Origin of the sequence: Pseudohongiella nitratireducens (genome assembly GCF_001642735.1) — a bacterium.
Taxonomy (GTDB): domain Bacteria; phylum Pseudomonadota; class Gammaproteobacteria; order Pseudomonadales; family Pseudohongiellaceae; genus Pseudohongiella; species Pseudohongiella nitratireducens.
Window position 1 is genome coordinate 56,166 of the sequence record NZ_LWHM01000031.1, and the last position, 24,209, is coordinate 80,374.

The 24,209-nt window shown below is 51.1% G+C and carries 19 protein-coding genes and 1 pseudogene; 4 read left to right on the plus strand and 16 right to left on the minus strand.

Annotation, left to right across the window (positions count from 1 at the left end):
* Window position 1: 1 nt before the first annotated feature.
* From PSCS_RS10755 to PSCS_RS10790, 9 genes are all read right to left on the minus strand, one after another.
* The gene (locus PSCS_RS10755; RefSeq protein WP_229694612.1) at window positions 2-574 is read right to left on the minus strand and encodes an energy transducer TonB; all 573 of its coding nucleotides are present in this window, start codon (window positions 572-574) and stop codon (window positions 2-4) included.
* A gap of 83 nt (window positions 575-657) precedes the next feature.
* Window positions 658-1,065 (minus strand): ExbD/TolR family protein, encoded by a 408-nt coding sequence (locus PSCS_RS10760; RefSeq protein WP_068812107.1) that lies wholly within the window; start codon window positions 1,063-1,065, stop codon window positions 658-660.
* Between the two features lie 2 nt (window positions 1,066-1,067).
* The gene (locus PSCS_RS10765) at window positions 1,068-1,499 is read right to left on the minus strand and encodes a MotA/TolQ/ExbB proton channel family protein (protein WP_068812108.1); all 432 of its coding nucleotides are present in this window, start codon (window positions 1,497-1,499) and stop codon (window positions 1,068-1,070) included.
* Between the two features lie 17 nt (window positions 1,500-1,516).
* Entirely contained in the window at window positions 1,517-2,833 is a 1,317-nt protein-coding gene (locus PSCS_RS10770; protein ID WP_082866342.1) for a MotA/TolQ/ExbB proton channel family protein, read from the minus strand.
* A complete protein-coding gene (locus tag PSCS_RS10775) occupies window positions 2,830-3,480 on the minus strand; it encodes a DUF3450 family protein (protein WP_068812109.1) in 651 nt (216 codons plus the stop codon). The genes PSCS_RS10770 and PSCS_RS10775 overlap by 4 nt, the downstream gene beginning before the upstream one ends.
* Window positions 3,464-3,685, minus strand: coding sequence for a hypothetical protein (locus PSCS_RS15910; protein ID WP_157885694.1), 222 nt, complete (start codon window positions 3,683-3,685; stop codon window positions 3,464-3,466). The genes PSCS_RS10775 and PSCS_RS15910 overlap by 17 nt, the downstream gene beginning before the upstream one ends.
* 115 nt (window positions 3,686-3,800) lie before the next feature.
* Window positions 3,801-4,625 carry a M90 family metallopeptidase gene (locus PSCS_RS10780; protein WP_068812110.1) on the minus strand — a complete coding sequence of 275 codons (825 nt, stop codon included), beginning with the start codon at window positions 4,623-4,625 and terminating at the stop codon, window positions 3,801-3,803.
* A gap of 14 nt (window positions 4,626-4,639) precedes the next feature.
* On the minus strand, window positions 4,640-6,190 hold the full coding sequence (gene sorU, locus PSCS_RS10785; RefSeq protein WP_068812111.1) for a SorU family sulfite dehydrogenase c-type cytochrome subunit: 1,551 nt from the start codon (window positions 6,188-6,190) through the stop codon (window positions 4,640-4,642).
* A 440-nt stretch (window positions 6,191-6,630) separates the two neighbouring features.
* Window positions 6,631-8,916: a TonB-dependent hemoglobin/transferrin/lactoferrin family receptor gene (locus tag PSCS_RS10790; protein ID WP_082866340.1), complete on the minus strand. Its 2,286-nt coding sequence runs from the start codon at window positions 8,914-8,916 to the stop codon at window positions 6,631-6,633.
* Between the two features lie 259 nt (window positions 8,917-9,175).
* On the opposite strand from PSCS_RS10790, the gene PSCS_RS10795 reads away from it, so the two are divergent.
* From PSCS_RS10795 to PSCS_RS10805, 3 genes are all read left to right on the plus strand, one after another.
* On the plus strand, window positions 9,176-9,784 hold the full coding sequence (locus PSCS_RS10795; RefSeq protein WP_157885695.1) for an SCE4755 family polysaccharide monooxygenase-like protein: 609 nt from the start codon (window positions 9,176-9,178) through the stop codon (window positions 9,782-9,784).
* 76 nt (window positions 9,785-9,860) lie between these two features.
* On the plus strand, window positions 9,861-10,562 hold the full coding sequence (locus PSCS_RS10800; protein ID WP_068812113.1) for a protease-associated domain-containing protein: 702 nt from the start codon (window positions 9,861-9,863) through the stop codon (window positions 10,560-10,562).
* Window positions 10,563-10,589: 27 nt separating this feature from the next.
* Window positions 10,590-11,477, plus strand: coding sequence for a M28 family metallopeptidase (locus tag PSCS_RS10805; RefSeq protein ID WP_068812114.1), 888 nt, complete (start codon window positions 10,590-10,592; stop codon window positions 11,475-11,477).
* A 50-nt stretch (window positions 11,478-11,527) separates the two neighbouring features.
* Here PSCS_RS10805 and PSCS_RS16145 read toward each other — a convergent pair whose 3' ends face one another.
* From PSCS_RS16145 to PSCS_RS10835, 6 genes are all read right to left on the minus strand, one after another.
* On the minus strand, window positions 11,528-12,001 hold the full coding sequence (locus PSCS_RS16145) for a hypothetical protein (protein ID WP_068893733.1): 474 nt from the start codon (window positions 11,999-12,001) through the stop codon (window positions 11,528-11,530).
* Complete coding sequence (locus tag PSCS_RS10815; RefSeq protein ID WP_068812116.1) at window positions 11,979-13,109, minus strand: Na/Pi cotransporter family protein; 1,131 nt, start codon at window positions 13,107-13,109, stop codon at window positions 11,979-11,981. The genes PSCS_RS16145 and PSCS_RS10815 overlap by 23 nt, the downstream gene beginning before the upstream one ends.
* A 36-nt stretch (window positions 13,110-13,145) precedes the next feature.
* Window positions 13,146-14,564: an MBL fold metallo-hydrolase RNA specificity domain-containing protein gene (locus tag PSCS_RS10820; protein ID WP_068812117.1), complete on the minus strand. Its 1,419-nt coding sequence runs from the start codon at window positions 14,562-14,564 to the stop codon at window positions 13,146-13,148.
* 30 nt (window positions 14,565-14,594) lie between these two features.
* On the minus strand, window positions 14,595-17,006 hold the full coding sequence (locus tag PSCS_RS10825; protein WP_068812118.1) for a phosphoketolase family protein: 2,412 nt from the start codon (window positions 17,004-17,006) through the stop codon (window positions 14,595-14,597).
* 99 nt (window positions 17,007-17,105) lie between these two features.
* Window positions 17,106-18,944: an acetate/propionate family kinase gene (locus PSCS_RS10830; protein WP_068812119.1), complete on the minus strand. Its 1,839-nt coding sequence runs from the start codon at window positions 18,942-18,944 to the stop codon at window positions 17,106-17,108.
* A complete protein-coding gene (locus PSCS_RS10835; RefSeq protein WP_068812120.1) occupies window positions 18,941-21,679 on the minus strand; it encodes a cation-transporting P-type ATPase in 2,739 nt (912 codons plus the stop codon). The genes PSCS_RS10830 and PSCS_RS10835 overlap by 4 nt, the downstream gene beginning before the upstream one ends.
* A 360-nt stretch (window positions 21,680-22,039) precedes the next feature.
* Between PSCS_RS10835 and PSCS_RS10840 the strand changes: the two genes are divergently transcribed.
* Window positions 22,040-23,836 carry a spinster family MFS transporter gene (locus PSCS_RS10840; protein WP_068812121.1) on the plus strand — a complete coding sequence of 599 codons (1,797 nt, stop codon included), beginning with the start codon at window positions 22,040-22,042 and terminating at the stop codon, window positions 23,834-23,836.
* Here PSCS_RS10840 and PSCS_RS16150 read toward each other — a convergent pair.
* Window positions 23,827-24,087: pseudogene (locus PSCS_RS16150) on the minus strand (DNA-binding protein); the annotation flags it as partial. The gene PSCS_RS10840 and the pseudogene PSCS_RS16150 sit on opposite strands and share 10 nt — an antisense overlap.
* Window positions 24,088-24,209 lie beyond the last annotated feature (122 nt).

A 24,209-nucleotide genomic window follows, 5' to 3' on the forward strand; every position in this document is an offset into this window, starting at 1 on the left:
TCTATGATTTTATTTCGACTGGCCAGATAAAACGGGCACGAACACTCTCATTATCTTTCTGCGGAGCGGTGAACCGGCTGCTACGCACCAAACGTTCTATCTCCCCCCTTAATGCCGGATAAGGGTTTTCGACAATCTCTACCAGGGTCGCGCGCCCCTCTTCATCGATAACAACATCCAGTCTCACCAGTACTTCTCCAATGCCCTGTCGGCTGAGACTTCGTGGGAAATTCACACGCAGTGCCGTCAGCAACGATGGCGGACTGTCCAACTGGTTAAGATCAAAGGCATCCCAGTTGACTTCCAGTGACTGCCACTGCGTTGCCTCGGTGACAATGTCGGGGATCTCGGGTGGCGCAATATCAATATTGGGCTCGACTTCCACCATCTGTAAAACCGGTCCACTGCCCTGTATCTGCAGATTTACCGGCGTTTCCACAACATTTTGCTGCACTGAGGGCGGAGGCGGCGGCGGTGGTGGCGGCACGGCAATCGCTACCTCTCTGACTTCAATGGTTTCCTGAACCTGGTCAGGCAACCAGTAGCCCAGGAACAGCAGACTCAATGCGGCCATCAGCATCACCATACTGAACAATACTGACGTCCAGTGATGCCTGGACAACCTGAATCTTCGATATGTATCGGCGGATAACATCATTATGGGTTCAGTGCTGCCAGATTAACGGTTTGGGCACCCGCAAGTTTGGCTTCATCAATAACCTGCAGCAGTAACTCAGTGGGTACCATTTTATCGGCCTGAACCACGACCGGTCGTGGTTCATTTCGCTGTAACTGTTCTACCGTACCTCTTACACCTGCGACACCAATCTGGCTGCCATCATAATAGACCTCTCCAGCATCCGTTATCGCAATCAGCACCACAGTCTGCTCAAGTCGTTGCGCAGAAATTGCCTGGGGTTTATCCACTTCCACCCCGGTTTCCTTGACAAAAACGGTGGTGACAATGAAAAAAATCAATAGAATAAACACCACATCGAGCAATGGCGACATATCGATGGTTTCGTTGTGCTGCTGCTCCAGGCGTCGCTGTAATCGACTGGACATAGTTACCCCCGCTCCGTTTCAGTAACCGCTTCAACCAATCGGGTATCAGCACTGCCCTGCCTGGCTCGAACAAAAGCCTGCAGCAACCAGCCTGGAATCGCACAAATCAAGCCAAGCTGCGTAGTGATCAATGCATCGGCGATGCCACCATTGACCAGCTCACTACTGGCACCATCCACGGATATGCCGGCAAAGACATCCAGCAGGCCGATAATAGTACCTAGCAGCCCCATCAGTGGCAGCACACCAATCAACGTGCCGGAAAACTCCCGTTTCAGGTCGTCCGTGACTGCCGCTGCTTCATCCTCAACGCGATTACGACGAGCAAAGTATTCAAGCCAGAGTTGTTGGTAACAGACCATCGCCATGACCAGGATTGCCCAGCAAAGCCAGTTACCGGCCATTTGTTCAATCATCGTCATTTGCTCAACCATGGTCGGCACTCCGGCGCTCAGTCTTCATCATCAGCCTTGCCCAGTGAGATAGCGAAACTTTCCAGTTCGTTGTAGTACCCTTTGGCTTTGCGCGACAGCACAGCGTTCAGAATCAATGCCGGAATGGCGACCACCAGCCCCAGTTCTGTCGTTACCAGCGCCTGGGCAATACCACCCGATACCACTTCAGGATCGCCACTGCCAAACAGGGTCATCATGTTGAACGTCTCAATCATCCCGCTGACCGTCCCCAGCAGGCCCAGAAGCGGTGAGACCGCTGCAGTAATCGCGATGGCGGAAATCCATCGCTCCAGACGATGACGGTCATCCTGTAGCTGCACAAAAAGATGGTCATCACGCTGGCGGGCCGTTCTGGCAGATTGAGCGACTTCCAGCAAACGCTTTTGCATGCCTTTAAGCTGTTCAAGTACGGGAGAGTTCTTGTCGCTGGCGGCTTCTGCCAGGGTTGAAGGTGCAAATTTTCTGATGCGCGGCAGACTCCAGAGCTGAACAACTTTCAACAGCGCAATACAGACAGCAAACAGAGCAAAGAACAGAATCGGCGCCACCCAGAGACCGCCTTTAAGCAGATGCTCTATCAATGTTTCCGATTGTTGTTGCCGCGCCAGTGCCCGGCTCAGCGTCGGGTCAAACACGACTTCGCCCTCCTGTGCAGCGCGCAGTTTTGCGATGGTATCGCTGTCACCGCCTTCGAGCATGACATCTGCCTGCAAGCGGCCATCATCTCTGTAACTGGCAAGCCCCGCCTGGTTAGCTTCATCATCCCAGTACCAGGTGACCGGCCCCAGACTTAACACAGGAAGCTCAGCGATCTGGCCACTGGTACGGGTGATTTCGGCTTGTTGCCAGTCCGGGAACAGAAAACCGGAAATCTGGCGGCTGTAATCCATCACCACATCTATCTGTTCAGCCGGTATTCGCGACACGTTGGCATTGCCTTCGGTGTATTGTTGAATAAACCGGTGCAGCAGGTTGGCCTGGTAAACCTGTTGCTCTCTCCAGCTTTCCAGGCGGTTCTCCAACTGGGAAAGACTTAATGTCCTTTCGTCTGCGGCGCGTCGGGCGACAGCCGTTTGATCCTGCAGTTGACGCACGTCACGCTCCAGCGCATTTAATTCCCTGGCCAATTGCTGACGCTGCTCTGCAACGCGACGTTCTGTTTCAGAAAGTCGCTGCTGAGCATCACTGATTTTCTGCTGCAGATGATCCGATTCAGCTGAAAATACCTGAGCAGGTAGCACTGCACCGAGGATAATCATGCTGAATCCGAAATACGCGATAGACTTCATGCACTGGAAAAGCGATTGAATCATGGCTGAACACTCCCACTGCCAGTTGCAGTATTGAGGTCCCTGGCGCCATTTTTCTGTTCATTTTTCTGCGTAGTGTTCTGCCCGGCGCTCTGTAATATGACCGGCAAACGCACAAAGGCCGCCTGCTGCTGGCGTTCATAAATGGCGATGGCTTCAGCAATCGCTGTGGCACTGACAGATTCATCAAAACTCCACTGCCAACCGCCAATGCCCGGCTGGCCATATCCGGCATAAGCACCATCAGCACTGACAAACCAGGCTGTTCCTGCACCCAGGTACAGTTGTTTAACCATGACCTGAGAGCCATCCGGCACTGTCATCGGTGCTTCCTGTACACTGATCCGGGTATTGAAATCGGCAAGACGGGACAGTTGAGCCAGGGCGACCTGTAATTGCTCCGAGGTTTCCGGGTCAGCACTCAGCATGGCCTGCTCATTTTCCCAACCCGCACGGACCGGATCAGGCAGCAGCGGCTGAATGGAACCCAGCCGGGCAACCAGTCCATCCAGGGCCTGAGCCAGTTCCTGCTGCTCTGCTTCCAGCTCGTCTTGCTGTGCCAGTAACGCTTCTCTGCGATCATCCACATCATCCTGACTGGCGTCGCTGGCGGCGAGGATGTCCTGTAGCTGATCACGCTCTGCCTGCAACAAGCTCCAGTATGGGCTGCTGGGCCAGCCAGTCCGCCTCCAGGCGGCTAATCTGACGCTCAGTGGCGAGCCATTGATGTGTTAGCTGATCAATTTCAGCCGGCGTCTGCGCACCAGCCTCTGCCGTAAGCAACCAGCCAGACAGAAGGGCATAGCCCATAAGCCTGCATATCAGGTGTCGAATATTGATAGGTAGTAACTTCATGTCTTACAAAATTATATGCAAATAATAATGATATTATTTCTCATTATCACTATCAATAGCAACTAATTCTGAAAGAAAGGCCTGCCGAGGAAAGCAAGAAAAATAGAAATACCTGTTACCAGCAAAGTGGATCAAGCGCATAGAAATCGCGCAGCTGCTGGTACAAAGCCGGATGCTGCTGAGACATCTGCTGTGGCTGTTCGAAAAAGGCTTCAGTAACCACGGCAAAAAATTCAGCCGGGGAATGAGCGCCGTAAGCGTCAATATCATGAGCATGATGATGGGCCACCTGCTCCACCAACTGCTCATACTCTGTACTGAAAGCACGCACCCATTCACTGTATTGCTGCCGTGTTTCAAGCACCGGTGTACCATCCATCACGGAGTCTTCTTCGTCCAGCTTGTGAGAAAACTCATGAAACACCACATTCGCACCGTCTTCCGGATCCTCAGCGCCTTCCACCACCGAGCTCCAGGCAACAACCACTGGTCCCCGATGCCAGGACTCCCCTGCCCTGAGTTGCTGGTGTTGCGAGACGACGCCGTGCTGGTTTTGCAACGCTTGCGCCTGATAGACATCCGGATAAACCAGGATGGTTCGGAAGCCGGGGTAAAAATCCGTCGCTTTGTTAAGAATCAGCAAACAGGCCTGTGCTGAAATCAGCAGACGGACCTCATCATTGATGGTCATGCCTCCTCGACCCAGAAACACTTTTTCATCCAGGAATATATGGATGAAGCCCTCCAGCCGGCTTTGCAGCTGCACCGGCAGTTGCTTATACAAGGGGAAGCGCTGACGCAACAGCTCACGCCAGTTCTCAGGAAAAGGCTGGGCTGCCAGCTCTTCACGCCGCTTTTGCTTTCGCAAGCGGATGACACGAGGCACCAGAAAAAAACCGGCAATGATGACGACCAGACAACCTAACAACGCATATATCATTAACCGCTTGAACCTTATCCTGACGTGGCTTCTGCCACATAAACAGACAGTGCACGCATCTCGGTTTCACTTAACTGGGCACCAAACGCTGGCATGGCGCCAACACCCTGCCTCACGGCTCTCATGACCTGGTCAACTGAAGGTTTCAAGGTGTCCAGATTGGGACCGATGGCACCAGCAGTGCCGGCATCTGCCAGGGTGTGACAGACACCGCAACCGGGTTGCACCTGAGTCAGGAAAATATCTCGCCCAGCCGTTGCTTCGGCTGACAAGGAGGATGATGAGCTGGCAGCAGTTCCTGCTGCCGCTGCTGGAGTGGGTGTTGATCCGGCAGCTGTTGCGTTTGCTGTCATGGATGCCGGAAGTTGATCCACTACATTGATTTCCAGGCCGTGATCATACCAGCCGTTGTGCCCATAGCCGCGATGATTAGGTATGGCGTCACGCGATTGTGTATCACCGCTAATATCCGTCGCGCGGGACACAAACCGGTGCCGCCCGGCACTCAGTTCCATGGGCAGAATAAAACTGCGCCAGGCATTGGGTCCCAGGTCAGGGCCAATCAGCTCGGCCTCCTGCCAGTTCTGCCCCTCATCCACAGACACTTCCACCTTATCGATGCCACGCTCCCCGGAGAACGCTACACCATAGAGCGTTGCCTGGCCTTTCAATACCGGCATGTCATCCGCGCCCGGACCATTCAGCCAGGACTTCACCGGCATGCGGTACATGGAGGGGTGTTCCGGACGGCCGGACTCCCCGATATCACGGAAACGGTAACTGGAAACCTGAATGGAAGCACCCGACTCTTCTTCCGTTAATGCGATGCGCTTGACCCACTTCACGTTGTTCACACCAAAATACCCTGGCACCAGCATCCGTACCGGGCCACCATGCACCAATGGCAGAGGTGCCCCGTTCATTTCCCAGACCAGCATGCAGTCCTGCAAACCCTTTGCTTTGGGCACGGAACGCTCGACTACTACCTGGGATGGATCAACGCCGTCAGGTAACTCTTCTGAGCCGGTCGCGGTCAGAAAAGCCAGTTCATCCGCAGCTGCGCCCCCAAAGTGTTCAATCACATCACTGACCCGCACGCCCGTCCAGATAGCACAGCCAGCCGCCCCGGTCGCCCATTGCGAACCCGATGGTTCATGCGGGAAATAGGCGCGGCCATTGCCGGAACATTGCAGCACTGCTGCCTCCATCCGAACCGGCAAGGTTTTTAATTCAGCCAGTGTGATTCGCCCTGTGTTGGCCACACCTGCCACCTCGATCGACCAGGCATCACGATTGGCAATGATCGACTCATCGGGCGTAGGCAGGTTATTGCGGACAAAGAAAGCTGATTGCGGCGTAATAGGTGCCAGGCCCAGCGCCGAACGCCTGGCTTCCAGGGCCCAGGGCATGTCATTGTGGATATGGAAATTGCTCGCCAGCTTGCCAGTGGGCATGGCACGTTCCATCGCCTGGGCACTGGCGAATCTGGCCAGCGGGCTGACAGCAGCTGTCGCGCCTCCTATTGCAAAGGCTTTAAGTAAACTGCGACGGCTGAATGATGACATGATTCGCTCCTGATTACGTGCAACAAAAACAATATGAACTCATAATACTAAACCTAGCGAAACAAGGTAGCATTTACCCTTAACCCTGCGAAATTTCATACTCCTGGATTAGCGGTTCTGCCGGTATACCCCACGCATTCGTTATTTTACGGAAATGCTTGCGTTCATACGCGACAAAGCTGCCTCGTAGTCTACTTCTGAGTGTATGGCCTTGATATCCATCAGATACTCTCCACATTTATTTCATCATAATCGGCATGGGTGCCAATAAAACGAACGTAGCCCATTTATTCCCTGTAAAACTCATACTTGGCTGTTATTTTTATAGCATTTGGCAAGCTATGATCTCGGTTCAGTCTCTTTTACACAAAAAAACTGCCTTTGGTCAAAGTGACCAAAGGCAGTTTGGCTGGTTATGATGATCAGTTTTATCTGAAACGTCAGAAAGTCAGGTTCAGGTTCACTTCAAAGCTGCGGCCGGGTTCACTGTAGCGGCGAATGCCATTCCCGGTGACACCGATGCCGGGCCGCAAGTCACCCTGGTCAATAAAACGGACACTATCCCAGGTGTAATATTCCTTATCCGTCAGGTTAAAGGCGCCAGCGGTCAAACGCAGGTTTTCCAGCAAGTCGACATATACCATCAAGTCGAACAGCGTGGCCGTATTACTCAGATAGAGAGGATAGATCCGGGTGCCGGTGGCATCGGTATCGTAGGAATCGTCATTGGCCTTGCCTTCGTTGTAGGTGGTGACAAGGCTCGCTCCCCACTTGCCTGTCGGGCTGGTGTAACCTGTGCGCCAGACTGCATTCAGGGGTTGTACCGAATAAACCGGATCGCCATTGGCTTCCTCACCGTCTGTGTAGGCTGCAGAGAAACTCATGGTTAGACCTTGGGCCGCCCCAATGGCCGCATTAAGGTCGATATTGGCAGAGAATTCCAGGCCCTGCATTTCCACATCATTGCTATTGAATGGCACCAGGTACCCATCCGGATCAGGCAAACCTGTATTGGTGTTGGTGCCATTAACTGTCTGGTAGTCTATGAAATCATCATAGTTGCTGCGAAACGCACCTATTCGGACATCGCCTGCCGCGTACTCACCTACCAGGGCGATATCGAAGTTAGTGCTGTACTCGGCTTCCAGGTCAGCATTGGGTACCGTGTTCCAGTCATCAAAGGTACCACTGATGCTGTACATGTCTTCAATAGTTGGCGCACGGAAACCGGTAGACACCCCTGCCTCAAGACTTAAGGTATTGGACAGTCCCTGCTCAACACCAACCGTCCAGGTGACAGCATCAAAGCTGACTTCACCCAGGGTGGCTGTGTCGTCCGAAAAGTTTTCATCGGCTTCGGCATCATAGGTGTAATCGTCATACCGAAGGCCGAGACGCATCTGGGTATTATCGCCCAGATAAAAGGTATCCAGACCGTATAAAGTGTAAACATCGGCCTCTGAAGCAGGGACCAACGCGCCAATATTACTGGTCACCCACTCATCGCTGTCATCAAGCAGGTTATCGGACTGACGAATTTGCGTATTCTTAAACGCTTTATCCTGCACTTCCAGCCCATATACCAAAGAATGATCCGCTACCGCCTTGTTGAAATCCACCGTCAGCTGTAACAGGTCCTGTTCATAGGCTCGGGTTGAAATGCGCCTTTCGTTGGTATTGAAGTTAGGGAAACCGGGAATCTGAATATTCACTTCCTGGTGCGTATTGGCTTCCATAAGGACATTCTGGTCATTCAGGGCAGTCACAACTGAATCAAAAAACGCAGTTTGCATGTCCAGATTATAGAAGATGCCGACGCGCTTGGTTTCGTTGAAATCATCACCCACCCGATCCGAGTACCAGCCACCATTGAAGGAACGGTTGTCGGTGTTGGCATTTCGTTCATAATAGCTGCCAACCAGACCAATTTCACTGTTTGGGGTCAGGTCATATATAAATTTGACCAGCGCGCTGTCGAGCTGATTATCCTGCGGGTCAGGAGTCTCGCGACCGGCGCCATCCACATCCAGACCGTCCATGTCGTAATTTTCAAACTCATGACCTTCGCGGCGGGTATAGACCAGCAAGGACTCAAGTTTGCCGGTGCGGTTGGCAGCGGAGAATGACGCCATCATCTCATCATTGAGCCCGGTATATCCGGTTTTAACGGCAAAACCACTGTCATTGCCCTGGTCCGTGAGAAAGTCGGCCGGGTCTTTGGTGGTCATGTTCACGGCACCAGCCAATGATCCATTACCGGACAGGATAGCATCCGCCCCTTTGACGATTTCGACAGCTTTCAATGCTTCAATATCAACCCCGTTGCGGGAGCCTTTGAAATAACCGTAAGCTTGACCACCTTCGTACTTCAGCGTTTCACCCTGGGGTACACCATCGACATTGATGGCGACACGATCTTCATCGAGACCACGAATATTAAAACCACTGGCGCCCCAGCGATCATCACCGCGGGAAACACTCACATGAGGAATAAAGCGAACCAGGTCTTCAAAGTTGTCGACCATCTCGGCATTGATGTCATCGGCTGTAATGACTTCGACGACAGCATCACGTTCGATGCTTTCTGCCTCAACGGTGGTCAGATCCAGCTCCTGCACAGACTGGGCATGAGCACCGGTTGCGATGAGCATGGCAATAGCCTGGGCCAGCGCCAGCTTCGGGGGCAGCGTCCTGAGCGTACTGGCAGACAAATAGCGTGTATTCATGGGGGTCTCCTGATTTGTTATGCACCTTGATAGTTATCAATGGCTGGGCAATGACAAAAAGGAGTCAACCTGGCTATGAATGACAACAAATGATAATGGTTGTTATTTACATTATCAACGGGTTTAAAAGAAGATATAAGCAAGCTCCGGATCAGACAGGTGTTACAACGACACTGCACTATCATCTATCTCATGGAATTTGGCGTTTTTCATCCATGCAGATAAGATGATCTGATACAAAACAGGCAAAGGTATGACAATGCAAAAAAGACGTTTACAGATACTCATCGCAGCTGCAGGGATGGGCTTGAGCCTGGCAGCTCATGCTCACTTCAAACTGGAAAGCCCCGCCTCATGGATTGTCGAAGATGAACGCGGCGACCCCCAGAAAATAGCGCCTTGTGGCGGCACCCTGGATGACGGCGGCACGCGCACAGGCGATGTGACAGCGGTTACTGGCGGCAGCATGATGCGCCTGGCCATTACAGAAACGATTTACCATCCCGGACACTACCGCGTTGCGCTGGCAAGGCGACTGAACTGGCTGCCCGGTGATCCGGTCGCCCCCATGGTTGAGACCGATCGCGGTCCTCGTTCTGGCCATGCCCCCATCGACGCCAACCCTCAACCACCGATATTACTGGATGGGCTCTGGGAGAATTATGAACGCCGCACGGGTCCGCTGGAGACAGAGATCGCCATACCGAATATTGATTGCGATGACTGTTTTCTCCAGGTCGTACAATTTATGGAAGGTCACCCTGGCTTCCGCGAAGGGGGTTTTACCTACCATCACTGTGCCATGCTGGACATCACGGCTGATCCCAGCAAACCGATAGATGAAGGGTGGCCAAGTCCAAACAGATAGCTATCAAACCTGAGACATGTTTTACAGGGATAAAGACCACAACTAATAATGAAAATGCATGTTCCGGAGCCCATCAATGACACATTCACAACCTGGCTTGTCACGCTGTAAACACCTGTCTGCAACCGCTAGCACCCTGTCACTGGTGCTGCTAACCAGCGTCTGGGCAAACCTGTCACATGCACAGTCAGAAAGTGATGCGCCCTGGTTTGGACTGCCGTTACCCCCGGCATTCCAGGCGCACCGCCTGCCCGCCATTGTGGGAGAACGTGGCCCAACACCAGCGGTGGTTCCCGCTGGAGAGGAAGACAACACTGAACTCCAGGGCGAAATTATCTGGCAAGACCTGGAAAAGGTGGTGGCATTCTCCCGGCAAAGCCGCAGCGAACAGGAAATAGGTAACGGTCAACTCTGGGGAAGAATCAGTGGCTTTCCCTCGTCAGAGCGGACAGTAGAATGGATGGTCAATCGCTACCAGGAAGTCGGCATTGAACAAACAGCGATCCAATCTTTTGATCAGGACTCCGATGCCCGGTTCTGGTTACCGCACTCATGGGAGGTTCGCCTGAAAGGCGATGATGTCTTCGGTTCCGGCAGTCAGGACATTGTGCTGGAAACGGCCCACCCGTTATCCCCATCAGAGTTACCTGGAGGCCAGTTAAACGGTGAACTGGTCTATGTCGGCACCGGCAGCCCGGCAGAACTGGCCCACATCGACGTAAACGGCAAAATCGCCGTGCAGCACATTACTCCGCAAGCTCACCTGGTATTTGAATGAGCGACGACGGTACCACGCACGCGGGACATGTTTGCCCGCGGCGCGCTGGCAGTGCTGATTATTGTCGATCAGCCAGGAAACGAAATGGCACGTGATTTCAATAACTGCGGCGGGCCCTGTTTTAACATTGGTGGCCGTGATGGTCATTTTCTGGCTGCAGCGCTAAATGCGGCCGCCGGGAACGGTGTCACAGAACCATTGCAGGTCGAACTGAGCCTGGAAACGGCAACCTATCGCAACCTCAGTGCCATCAATGGCATCGGCGTGATTCCGGGTACTAACAGTGATGAGACCATCATCATCAACGCTCATGCCGATGCCTGGTTTGATGGCGCTGGCGATAACGGTGACGGTGTGGCCGTACAAATCGCACTGGCCAAACACTTTGCCAAACCAGAAAACCGCCCATCGCGCACGCTGGTTTTTGTGGCCAGTGCCGGCCATCATACCCGCGGCCTTAACGGCCCTTCAGCTTTTGTCAGAATGAACCCTGAATTGGCGGATAATGCCGTACTTGCAATCAATATCGAGCATGTCGCCCAACGCAATTTCTCACCGGCACGCTCCGAGTTTGCTGACGGCTATCGTGAGTTTATTGCTGATTCAGGCGAAGCCCCTATCGTGGCAGGTATCACCAATAGTGCACCGTTTCTGGAAAACCTGTTTGTGGAAGGTGTGGATCGTTACGGCACCAATTTCGTGTCGGATGTCTCGATCATGGCCAGCGGTGAAGGGGGTGGCTATCGCTCTATGGGAGCACCGATCATCACCACTATGCAGGCACCACCGCTGTACCATACCAGCGGTGAAGTGATTGAAGCGGTATCGATGCCAGGGCTGGAGCGCATGGCGCGCTTTCTGGCTTTCTTTATCCATGCTGTCAACCAGGCAACTCGGGAACAGATCGACCCGTAATGCTTTCTTATTACAAGCGGCAGTGCATATATGAAATCACCTATAGTGATCTACCTGGCAACCGGCAAACCTTTGGCATAATTGACCAGTTTATCTTTAAGGCGCTGAGAATAAGTAATGAAGTTGGTCAAAGCACCAACATCCTTTCTTAAAGGGTCAGCTAACAGTTTTAACAACGTGCGGTTACCTTGATTGATATCCAGTTGCAACGCCTCGGAAAAACCATGAATGTCCATTTCATCCTGTGATTCCATGCTTTTTCCGATGACATCAAACATCTGCAAAATTCCACTGGATATTTCACGAATAATCAGCAGAATATCGCTTTTGGGTTCAAGATAGTGCGCTGACAACATTTTTTTGGTGTTGTAGATATCCTTGATTGAATCGTGGATCTGAAACAGATAATCATAACGGTTAATGATATGCATCAGTTCACGGGATTGATGCTCGTCCTGTATCGATGAAACGACCTTGGCAAAATAGCTGAGATATTCTTTTTTAAAAAAAATCAATATATTCAATGCGCTTTCCAGATGACTCATAGATTCCCCGGTAATTTGTCTCCAGACTCAGAGCCACCTGGCTGTAGTTTTCTTGCAAAAATTTCAGCAACCCGTTTGCCTGCTCGCCAAGCTCCATTTTGATATGGTCAAACTCATCACTTTCCGAGTATGTCGGCAAACTCAGTCGTTGGAAATCCATCTTTCCTTCTCCCAGTAACGCATCAACCATACGGGTAAAAGGGTTGATAAAAATGAGAAACAGGATTGTCGTGACAACGTTAAAAACCAGATGTAATGTGGCAAGAAACTTCGCCGGCTCGACAGATACAATCGAAAGGCGATGACCGAACAACAACAATATTGGCAAGAAGATCAACACACCACCAAAGTTAAACATCAGATGACTGAATGCCGTTTTTTTAGCTGCAGCATCCGCACTGATCATGGCAATAAGCGCTGTCACTGTTGTGCCAACGTTGGCACCCATGATCAATGGCACGGCATTTTCCAAACCCAGAATACCCTGTTGGGTAAAAATAATCGCCAACCCGGTCGTGACAGAGCTGGATTGCACTAATGCCGTAAACAGGCAGCCGATTAATAACGCCAACAATGGATTCTGAGGAGTGCTCAGCACCTCTACAAGCCAGGGATTGTTTTGCAATGGCTGCAAGGATGAGGAGATCAGATTGAGCGTAAAGAAAACAAAGCCAAAGTAGAAAATTGCCTTACCAAACACTGCTAACCTGGAGTGCAGCAGTGACAAAACAAAGCCAGAAATGATAATAATGGGAGCAAAAGAAGTAAGCTTAAATGCCACTAATTGTGCGGTGATGGTAGTACCAATATTTGTGCCAAAAACAATACCCACACTATTTTTAAAGGACAGGACACCTGCATTCACCAGGCTGATCGTAATCACGGATGTTGCTGAACTTGACTGTATAATCGCTGTTACCAGCGCTCCGATTAACACACCTGCCACCGGCTTCCTGGTCAATTTTCCAATGATCCGTCGAAAACGCTCACCCGCAATATGCTCAATTTCTTGGGAAAAATTCTGTAACCCGAATACAAAAAGGATAATGGCAGTAAGGCCTGCCATCAGAATATGAATATTTTCCATGATCACTTCTTATAAAGGAGTAGTTGAGCCTGGCGACTAAAATGTGATTTTTTGACCCAGGTGTGGTATTTCAGGATGCCATCCTATTTCCTTGACCGCTTCTGATAATGTCAATTTGGCTTTTTCTTCCCCATGTACTAGAAACAACCTGGGCTTTTCTCCCTGAAAATAGCCTAACCATTCAATAAGCTGTGTTCGACTGGAATGGGCAGAAAATCCTCCCATCGTGTGAATGGCCGCCCTGACCGCAATTTCATCTCCGCCAATTTTGAAGTATTCGGCGCCGTCGACCAAGGCACGCCCTGGTGTACCCATCGCCTGGAAACCGACAAAAATCACATGAGACTGTCTTCGCCAAAGATTGTGTTTCAAGTGGTGCCTGATTCGTCCGCCATTACACATGCCACTGCCAGCGATAATAATTGCACCACTTTCAAGTTTGTTCAGGGCAATCGACTCTTCTGTCGTGGTAGAGTAACGCAGCACTGGAAGGAACGTATGTAGACTTTTTTGATTGGCACGTGAAGTTGAAGACGTTGCATCGATGACAGCTTTATCTTCTTCATTATAGATATCCTGATAGCGATGATAAATCTCGGTTACCGCTATTGCCATTGGGCTGTCCAGATAAACGGCCTGGTGGCGCAGCTTGCCTGCCTGATACAGCTCGCCAAGGCGAAACAGGATTTCCTGTGTTCTGCCGACAGCAAAAGATGGTATGAGAATATTCCCCCCGTTTGCCGAGGCTTCTTCAATAACGTCCTCAAACTCCTGTAACGTGTCTTCCATCGAACGGTGATCACGGTCACCATACGTTGATTCCAGCAACAGGATGTCCGCTTCTTCCACTACTTCAGGGTCCCGTAGCAAGGCTGCCTGACAATTACCCAGGTCACCAGAAAAAACCAGTTTTTTCTCCACCCCCCGCTCGTTGATATAGAGTTCGACAATGGCCGACCCCAGAATATGACCGGCATCCAGAAAACGAATATCAACACCATCGGCAATATTAGTGCGCTGGTGGTATCTCAGCCCCTGGCAGTAATCCAGCGTAGCTTCAACATCTTCCAGTCTATACAGGGGCTCAATTTCCTGTTTTCCCGCACGGCGACGTCGCTTGTTTTCCCATTCAACATCACGCTCCTGTAGTGACGCCGCATCTTTTAGCAGTATCTCAATCAAATCAGAGGAAGCTCGGGTCATGTAAATGGGGCCACTGTAGCCGGACTTTACCAGCAAAGGCAGGCGCCCGGAGTGATCGAGATGGGCATGGGACAAAACCACGGCATCAATGGTCGAGGTTTCGAATGGTAAAGGCTTTTCGTTAGCATCCTCTTCCTCACGCCGCCCCTGAAACAGCCCGCACTCCAACAATAACGTCGCCTTATCAGTCTGTAACAGATACAAAGAACCCGTGACCCCTTCGACTGCACCGTAAAAAGTGAGCTGTGCCATAATGTTTCCTTATCTTAAAATAGCAAATTATTAATCAGTAACCGGCGCAAACGGCCATTGCCACTGATTAATTTCCGGCGCATCAACACCATGTTGATGCGCATACTGCAAGCAGGCTATTTGCTGATCCCGAAAATCCTGCTTGGCGTGAGCACCTCTGACTTTTAACCCGGGCACCCAGTTGATGACATCAATTGCCAGACTGAAACGGTCAATACAATTAGCGATAGCCAATTCGAGCGGTGTATTAATATTGCCGTGCTCGACATACCCCCGGACGTGTAAATTGGGGTGATTATTGCGACGGTATGCCAGACGGTGGATTAGCCACGGGTAACCATGAAAATTAAAAATGATTGGTTTGTCCGTGGTAAACAAGCTGTCAAAATCCCGATCGGAGAGTCCATGGGGGTGCTCGCTTTCCGGAGTCAGCCGAAACAGATCAACCACGTTGATAAAGCGGATTTTTAACGTCGGAAACGCGTCACGCAACAAGGCAGTAGCAGCCAATGCTTCTTTGGTCGGAATATCGCCACACCCCACCATGACCACATCAGGCTCCTCGCCTTCATCGTTGCTGGCCCAGGGCCAGATCCCCAAACCTTTAATACAATGCGCAATGGCGCTGTCCATATCCAGATACTGAATATGAGACTGCTTGTCGCAGACTATGACATTTATATCATTCTGGCTTCGCAAACAGTGGTCCGCTGTGGAAAGCAGGCAATTGACATCGGGGGGCAGATAAATGCGAGTTACCGAAGGGCTTTTATTCACTACCAGATCCAGAAACCCGGGGTCCTGATGTGTAAAGCCATTATGATCCTGTCGCCAGACAGTCGAGGTAATCAGGTAGTTAATCGAAGCAATCGGAGCGCGCCAAGACAGTTTTTCAGCAATGGCAAGCCACTTGGCATGCTGATTGAACATGGAATCAATCACATGCACAAACGCCTCATAGGTGGCAAAGAAACCGTGCCTGCCTGTCAGAAGATAGCCTTCCAGCCACCCCTGCAAGGTATGCTCCGATAACATCTCAAGGACTCGTCCGTCCGGACTTAACTCCCCGCCATTGTCATCTTCTGGCAGGTAATCCTCCAACCATAATTTTTTACTGACTTCATAAATCGCATCCAGTTTATTGGACGTATTTTCATCAGGACCAAACACACGGAAGTTGCTATTGTTCATTTGCATGATATCGCGCAAAAAAGCCCCCAAAGGACGAGTATTCATCGCACTGCTGGTTGCCGGACTACCAACCCTGGCAGCATAGTCACGAAAATCCGGCAAACGCAAATTGCGTTTCACCATGCCGCCATTGGCATGCAGATTGGCACTCATGCGCCGATACCCTTGCGGTGCCAATGCCTGTAATGATGGTGACAAGCGACCTTCCTGGTCAAACAACTCTTCTGGACGGTAACTGCGCAACCACTGCTCCAGTAACGTCAGGTGCTCGGGATTATCATGGACTTCAGTCAGTGGTACCTGGTGTGCCCGCCAGTAACCTGCCACTTTATTGCCATCTACAAAGTCCGGCCCTGTCCACCCTTTGGGGGAACGCAAGACAATCATTGGCCAGATCTGACGTTTTGCCTGACCGGATTGGCGTGCCTGTTTCTGCAGACGCTTGATATCAGCAATACAGCTTTCCATCGCAGCAGCCATCTTCTGATGCATGATCATGGGATCATCGCCCTCGACAAAGCAAGGCTTCCATCCATAGCCGATAAACAGTGCTTCCAGTTCATCATGCGGTATCCGCGATAATAAAGTAGGGTTGTTTATCTTGTAGCCATTGAGGTGCAGTATGGGCAGCACAGCCCCGTCCCGTATGGGATTGATAAATTTGCCAGAATGCCAGGAAGTGGCCAAAGGCCCCGTTTCAGCTTCACCATCACCGATCGCGACAACACTGATGAGATCGGGGTTGTCAAAAATGGCTCCGGTGGCATGAGAAAGACTGTAGCCCAGTTCGCCCCCCTCATGAATGGACCCGGGTAACTCAGGTGTACAATGGCTCCCGATGCCGCCAGGAAAGGAGAACTGTCTGAACAGGTGCTTTATACCGAGTGCGTCCTGGCTGACATCGGGATATACTTCCGAGTACATTCCTTCAAGGTAAACCGGTGCGATAACCCCTGGCGCCCCATGCCCTGGACCAGCCAGAAAAATCGCATTCAGGTCATCGCGATTGATTAGCCGGTTCATATGCACATACATAAATGACAGCCCCGGGCTTGCCCCCCAATGGCCAAGCAAGCGCTTTTTCAAATGCTTGACCTGTAAAGGCTCCTGCAGCAGCGGATTGTCCTGCAGATAAATCATGCCAGCTGCCAAATAATTACAGGCACGCCAATAAGCATCCAGTGCTTGCAGCTCATTCTCCGGTATAACACTCGCCTCTAGCCTGGTATCAGTATCTACAGCGTTGTTCATAGGTATCTCCGTCTGTCAGCGAAAGTTACTCCGATATGTGATTATCAACTAATCTATTTTGTGACTTTTACATTGTCAGTCTGCCTATCTGTCCACGTTTCATTTCAATGTTTGTTGCTTCTTGTTAACGATAGTAACGATACTGTCCGATTGTTTGTTTACCAGGTGTCCTTTTGTCGAAAAAGTGATACCCGCAGCATTAGCTTCGTCTGTATCAATGTGCATTTCAGTAAGAAAATTTCCATTCACCCGTACTTTGGTATTGGCAAACAAGGTCCGCCGCTCCCCTTCACCCAGCTCTACATCGACAAGATCGCCATCATTCAGCCCCCATGCAAGGGCATCATCACTGTGCATATGAATGTGACGGGCAGCAACAATCATTCCTCGAGTTACCAACTCGCCACAAGGACCACGCAGTCGTATCGGTGGCGTGTTATCGAGTTTACCTGAAGCACGCACTGGTGCCTCAATGCCTAATGTGAAAGTGTCAGTTCTCGACACCTCAATCTGTGTCTGCTCACGCTCAGGGCCCAGAATCCGCACGTTAGAAATGATACCCCTCGGACCAATCAGTTCAACGGTTTCCAGGGCTGCCCACGAGCCAGGCTGTCTGAGGGTTCGAAGCACATTCAGCTGGTAGCCCTTACCAAACAGTAGCTCGACTGCGTGCCGGGAGAGGTGAACATGGCGGGCTGAAACAGCCACCGGAATGACACAGTTATCTTTATTTTCCTGTAATCGGGCAGATTCCAGATGTTGTTGTACTTCTTTAGCGATCATCCATTGCTCACTGGTCCGTGTAACGATCACCTTGATTCTGGAAATTTCATGATTGATCAGTTGGGAATCAAAAGCGCTCAACTGCAGCGAGCTGTTTTTATTGACATCCAGTGACAGTCCCAAAAAATGTAATTGGTCACAAATACGCTGACGCATGGTAGCGGAATTTTCACCGATCCCGCCGGTAAAGACGACCACATCCACCCCTCCCATCACTGCTGAATAAGCACCCAGATACTTTCTTACCCGGTAGGCATAAACATTAATCGCCAATTGCGCATCACTACTTCCCTCTGCTGCTTGTTGTTCGATATTTCGCAAATCTGAACTTCCACCCAGGGCCTTTAGTCCGCTGTTGTGATAGAGCTGACGCTCTATCTCTTCGATGGACATCCCTGAGTGGCGCGACAAAAAGCTGAATAAACCAGGGTCAACATCACCCGAGCGAGTTCCCATCACCAGACCTTCCAGTGGTGTCATACCCATTGAGGTATCGACTGATACGCCATGGTTAATCGCACAAACACTCGCACCATTACCCAAATGACAACTGATAATTCGCAGATCCGAGAGCGGAGTCTGTAACGCATCTGCTACACGCAATGCGACATAATGGTGTGAAGTACCATGAAAACCATATCGCCTAACCCCCAGTTGACGCCATGACTTCGGGATGGCGTAGCTATAGGCTTCTTCGGGAATTGTCTTGTGGAATGATGTATCAAATACCGCAACCTGGGGTTTATCTGGCCAGATTTCCTGGCTGATATAGATGCCACTCAAATTGGCCGGATTATGTAGCGGAGCCAGTGGTGTAGCATCTTCTATCAATGACAGTGTTTTATTATCTATACGAACTGCTGCGGTTAACAGTGTTCCGCCATGAACAACCCGATGCCCAATAGCATCGAAATCATCATACCCCCACTGCTCCAACAGGTTGGGTATATTTTCAATCGCATGCTCTACGTCAGTAACTTTGACACGATGATGCAGGGTTTCTCCCTGTTCTCCCCCGAGTTGAAAATGCAAATCACAGTACCCATCCAGGAAATGTTCAAACTCTGCTTTCACAACCCGGGGGTCATCAATACGGGTATCAAAAATACCGAACTTTACGCTTGAGCTGCCAGCATTAAACACCAGTATTTTCATGGGCTGCCATTCCTGGTCAACGTATGCGAGGTTCGACCAAGCAATAGACGCAACTGTTTCTCCAGCTCACAGATGACAAATACAATTGCACCTATACTGAAGACAAGCACCCCGTCCCAGAAGGAGACCGGCCGTGTACCGAAAACATACTGCAAAGGAGGCAAATACGTAAATGCAAACTGCACGGCAGTGACACTGATCACTACCAGCCAGATCACTTTTGTGCCCTGGACTGCTTGCCAGTTAAGCGATGTCGTGTAGATATTGCGGACAAAAAACAGCAGGAATATTTCCATGGCAACTATGGTATTAACCACCAACGTTCGCGCTAGCTCTTCAGAATACCCACGATCCATGGCATAGAAATAGATACTGTAGACTCCACACAAAATCAGCACGGCGATCATAACAATATACCAACTCATGGTAGCATTCAGCAGCGGCTCATTGCGCGCCCTGGGCGGACGAGACATGGTGTTCTCTTCTGTGGGCTCAAAAGCTAGAGCAATTCCCAGAGAAGCTGCTGTGACCAGATTTATCCACAGTATCTGGATTGCAGTGACAGGCAGCGACATTCCTGCAAGCAAGGCAACAATGATCACCAGTGACTCCCCCGCATTGGTAGGTAGAGTCCAGGTAATAATTTTTTTGATGTTGTCATAAACAGTCCTGCCTTCACGCACGGCAGCAACAATTGATGCAAAATTATCATCGGCCAGCACCAGGTCCGCTGCTTCTTTTGCTGCCTCACTGCCTTTTTTACCCATGGCAATGCCTGTATCAGCGCGTTTCAGGGCAGGCGCATCATTTACGCCGTCACCGGTCATTGCGACTGTCATTCCATTAGCTTGTAACGCATTAACAAGGCGTAACTTATGCTCAGGACTGGCACGTGCAAAAACATCGCAATGCAGGACTTTATTCTTAAGCGCCAGATCATCTAGTTTATCAATATCTGTGCCCGTCAACACCTTGCCTGGATTCTGAAGACCAACTTGCCGGCCAATCGCCGCCGCAGTCTGAGCATGGTCGCCGGTAATCATCTTGACGCCAATACCGGCCTGGTAACATTCACTGACGGCTTGAATCGCTTCCGTTCGCGGTGGGTCAATCATGCCAACCAGACCCAACAGAATCAGTGAGCCTGAAATACTGTCCTGCTCCAGCACAGTATTGCCAGCGTTTTCAGGATGGACAGCCAATGCCAGCACCCGCTGCCCCATCGCCGCCACCTTCTCTGACTGGCAGGTCCAGTAAGCCGGATTCAATTCAGACGTGCTACCATCGGCATTTTGTTGCTGGCTGCACATAAGCAGCACCTGTTCCGGGGCGCCTTTAACGAAAACAAATGCCTGGTGTTGGTGATTATGATTTAAGGTGGCCATAAAGCGATGGCGGGCATCAAAGGGAATCACATCCGTTCGCTGCCAGTTGGCCTGCTCATAAGGTACCGACAGCCCCATTTTGCCGGCGAAAGCCAGCAAAGCACCTTCCATCGGATCACCTTCACTGTACCAGACAGCATTTTTTTCCTGAAGCTGAGCATCATTACAAAGTGCTGCCGCACGCGCCAGTTCCTCCAGAACAGGATGCTCAACCGGATCCACTTCGGTTTCTCCCACAGTCAATAGCCCCGCGGGCCGATAACCTTCTCCGGACAGGCCAAACACATGTTGCCCGGTAATCACCGAAGAGACCATCATTTCATTTCGTGTCAGGGTGCCTGTCTTGTCAGTACAGATGACCGAAACCGAGCCAAGGGTTTCGATGGCAGGAAGACGTCTGACTATGGCATTGCGTTTTGCCATGGCTTGCACACCTATCGCCATTGTAATGGTGAGCACAGCAGGCAATCCTTCCGGAATGGCTGCCACAGAGAGCCCGACCACAACCATAAATATTTCAGTGAAATCATGGTCATTGACGAAATACCCGAACCCCAGCAATAGTACTGCAACCAAAAGTATCAATGCAGTTAACCATTTAGCAAACTGGTTCATTTGCCGCAACAATGGTGTTGTCATCACTTCAACAGAAGAAATCAACTGGCTGATACGCCCCACTTCGGCATTCTCCCCCGTTGCCACCACCACACCATTGCATTGCCCGGTACTAACCAAAGTACCTGAAAAAAGCATACAGCGCCGATCCCCCAGCGCAGCTGACTCCGCCACTTGCCGGGTGTCTTTTTCTACAGGCACTGATTCGCCGGTCAGAATAGCCTCTTGTGCAGTGACGCCACGCGCTGCCAGCAGCCGCAAATCGGCTGGCACCTTATCACCTGGCTCAAGTATGACAATATCCCCTGGTACCAACGACTCGCCGTCAATCGTCACGCGCTTTCCGTCCCTCAGCACATTTGCCTTGAGAGACAGCATGTCTTTGATAGACTCCATGGCTTTATCAGCTTTACCTTCCTGGATAATGCCGATAACGGCATTGGCAATGACAACAGCGAGGATCACCACCATATCCACCCAGTGATTCAAAAATGCCGTAATCAAAGCAGCAGCGAGCAAAACATAAATCAGGATATTGTGAAATTGCCGCAAGAAGCGCAGCAGCGGGGTTTGTCTGGCCGAATCTGGCAGGCGGTTCGCGCCAAAAGCCTGAGAGCGGCGCTGGGCCTCCGCCTGGCTGAGCCCTGTCGGTGATGACGATAACTGCTGAAGCACCTCCAACTCAGATAAACTGTGCCAGGCAACAGGTGTGTCACAATTTACGCTTATGGGCATACCTCTGCCATCCCTTGTCACTTCGGACATATCGGAAACTGCTAGAGCCTCATACTAATTCTTAGCGGTATGCATAACAATGTAATCTGACACTTAATACCGACTAGATCAAACTTTCCGGACGATATGGCACAAGCACTTCAACTCAACTCAACTTTCCCTCATCTCAGTCAATCTATATAGAACGGTCGCTCTACCTGTGCTTCAATCGAAAGAAATTTCAAGCAGTCAATGTAGTCGTTTGTGAATCCTGTGGATCAGACCATCAAGGGAGAGTGCAGCACCATGAGCCAGAAGAACGTGGCACCCCAAACACATACTGACGATGATAACGGCAACCGGAACAGGACAGACACCGGGATGTATGCCGACCCGTCAACCGTGGATAGCGGCTACGCCAAGTACGTATTGACGGTGTTGATCGTTATCTACATGTTTAACTTTATTGACCGGCAGATCCTATCTATTCTGGCCAACGATATTAAGGCGGATCTGGGCATATCTGATGCCGAGATCGGCTTTCTCTACGGCACGGCCTTCGCCGTGTTTTATGCCATTTTCGGGATCCCGCTGGGACGTCTGTCTGATCTTTGGGTTCGCAAACGCGTTATTGCCACTGGCCTGGGTTTCTGGAGCCTGATGACGGCTTTATCTGGCTTTGCCCGCAACTTTGGCATGCTGTCGACCTTTCGTATCGGTGTCGGGGTTGGCGAGGCCAGCGCCGGGCCTGCCGCCTACTCCATGATTGCAGACTACTTCAAGCCGGCCAAACGGGCCACGGCCATGGCACTGTACTCCAGTGGTATCTATATTGGCAGCGGCATCGCCTATATGATTGGCGGTCCGGTGCTTGATACCTGGAAAGCCTGGTACCCCGACCCGAGCCTGGCGCCTCTGGGCCTGGCCGGATGGCAGGTCGCTTTTCTTGCGGTGGGTATTCCTGGCATTTTGATGGCGTTTTGGGTCAACACACTCAAAGAGCCTATCCGTGGCATGAGTGAAGGGGTCATGGAGCCTGCCCCGCTACACCCACATCCGTTTAAAACAACCTTTACAGAATTACTGGCCATCTTCCCGGGCATCAACATTGTTTCGCTCGTGGCTGGCAAGGCACGCAACAAAGCGCTCAAATATAATGCCTGCCTGGCACTGGCATTAGCGACGGTTGCATTGGTACTGGTTTACTTCACCAACATGAATGCTCCTTTGCTGTCCTGGCCACTGGTGGCGATTGCGGTTTACACAATGCTGACCATTGCCCAGGCACTTTTGCTGTCCCTCTCCAAGCGACACTCGGAAAATGTGCAGCCTGGCAAAGTCTTTGCGGTGAACCTGTTCGGTGCTCTGATCATTGCTCTGGTCGCTTATGCCTGTTTCCTGTGGGCAGAGTCGGCGACAGGAAACCGCATGCTGCCAGGCAATATCATTCAATGGTCAGCGTTGGGGGTAGGTGTTTATTGTGCATTTACCTGGGCACAATCGATGTCAATCAAACTGCCTGAAGTATTCCGTACCATGTTCCGTACGCCGACCCTGGTACTGGTTGGACTCGCCTTCCCGATCATGAGTTTTGTCACTTACGGCACCGGTTTCTGGGCCATTCCTCACGTACAGCGCACCTTTGAGGTTTCCAACTCTGAAGTAGGCATGGTGATGGGGCTGACTGCCGCCGGGGCGGGCCTGATGGGCGTGGCGTTTGGAGGCTGGCTGGCTGACAAACTTCGCAAGCGCTTTGTCAGTGGCCGCATGATCGCGGGGATTGTATCTGGGGTCGGTGCTGTGCCAACGGGACTGATGTTTCTGTACTCAGACGATATTGTCTCCACCTACATCTGGTATTTCATCTTTGTTTTCTTCAAACCCATCTTCCTCGGGCCATCTTATGCCACCGTCACTGACCTCGTACCCAGTCACATGCGAGGCATGATCACAGCCGTGTATTTAATGCTGATGACTTTTATCGGACTGGCACTTGGACCGCATGTCATGGGTGTGCTCAGTGCTTCATACAGCTATGCAGGGATGGGATCTGCAGAAGCACTGCAAACTGCCGTAGCCTGGCCATTCATTCTCTATGGAGTCGGCATTGCGCTGGCATTTATGGCGTGTTTTACCATCAAAAAAGATGAAGCACGATTCCAGACCGCCCAGGCATGATCTTCTGCCAAATGCCAGATCGACGCACTACCTTCGTGAACCGGCAAAGGAAATGTTTCCGGGTGAGTGAGCATGAGTTTGCGCATTGCCTGACGGGAGACACCTACTAAGTCAGCGATGTCCGTTAAACCAACAAGGTCGGGTGAAACTTCGATCAGTCGAGCCGAAGGGGTTACATTCTTTACATCGGCCAAAGCTGTGTGGATTGCCTTCTCGACGCTCACCGCCTCACGGGAGAACTCCAGCGCCAAGGCGCTCCACCAGGTCATCCGGATCATAGTCGTGGAGTGAATTTACTCACTCTCGGTGAGCATTACCGTTGTTCTATAAACTTTGGCATCTTGTCCAGCATAGCGCTGGAGAGACTCAGAAA

Coding starts and splice junctions, on each gene's coding strand:
- PSCS_RS10760 (WP_068812107.1), bottom strand. CDS start 1,065: ATGTCCAGTCGATTACAGCGACGCCTGGAGCAGCAGCACAACGAAACC.
- PSCS_RS10765 (WP_068812108.1), bottom strand. CDS start 1,499: ATGGTTGAGCAAATGACGATGATTGAACAAATGGCCGGTAACTGGCTT.
- PSCS_RS10780 (WP_068812110.1), bottom strand. CDS start 4,625: ATGATATATGCGTTGTTAGGTTGTCTGGTCGTCATCATTGCCGGTTTT.
- PSCS_RS10840 (WP_068812121.1), top strand. CDS start 22,040: ATGTATGCCGACCCGTCAACCGTGGATAGCGGCTACGCCAAGTACGTA.
- PSCS_RS10830 (WP_068812119.1), bottom strand. CDS start 18,944: ATGAAAATACTGGTGTTTAATGCTGGCAGCTCAAGCGTAAAGTTCGGT.
- PSCS_RS10805 (WP_068812114.1), top strand. CDS start 10,590: ATGTTTGCCCGCGGCGCGCTGGCAGTGCTGATTATTGTCGATCAGCCA.
- PSCS_RS10800 (WP_068812113.1), top strand. CDS start 9,861: ATGACACATTCACAACCTGGCTTGTCACGCTGTAAACACCTGTCTGCA.
- PSCS_RS10755 (WP_229694612.1), bottom strand. CDS start 574: ATGGCCGCATTGAGTCTGCTGTTCCTGGGCTACTGGTTGCCTGACCAG.
- PSCS_RS10835 (WP_068812120.1), bottom strand. CDS start 21,679: ATGCCCATAAGCGTAAATTGTGACACACCTGTTGCCTGGCACAGTTTA.
- PSCS_RS10795 (WP_157885695.1), top strand. CDS start 9,176: ATGCAAAAAAGACGTTTACAGATACTCATCGCAGCTGCAGGGATGGGC.
- PSCS_RS10825 (WP_068812118.1), bottom strand. CDS start 17,006: ATGAACAACGCTGTAGATACTGATACCAGGCTAGAGGCGAGTGTTATA.
- PSCS_RS10790 (WP_082866340.1), bottom strand. CDS start 8,916: ATGAATACACGCTATTTGTCTGCCAGTACGCTCAGGACGCTGCCCCCG.
- PSCS_RS10815 (WP_068812116.1), bottom strand. CDS start 13,109: ATGGAAAATATTCATATTCTGATGGCAGGCCTTACTGCCATTATCCTT.
- PSCS_RS10770 (WP_082866342.1), bottom strand. CDS start 2,833: ATGATTCAATCGCTTTTCCAGTGCATGAAGTCTATCGCGTATTTCGGA.
- PSCS_RS15910 (WP_157885694.1), bottom strand. CDS start 3,685: ATGAAGTTACTACCTATCAATATTCGACACCTGATATGCAGGCTTATG.
- PSCS_RS10820 (WP_068812117.1), bottom strand. CDS start 14,564: ATGGCACAGCTCACTTTTTACGGTGCAGTCGAAGGGGTCACGGGTTCT.
- sorU (WP_068812111.1), bottom strand. CDS start 6,190: ATGTCATCATTCAGCCGTCGCAGTTTACTTAAAGCCTTTGCAATAGGA.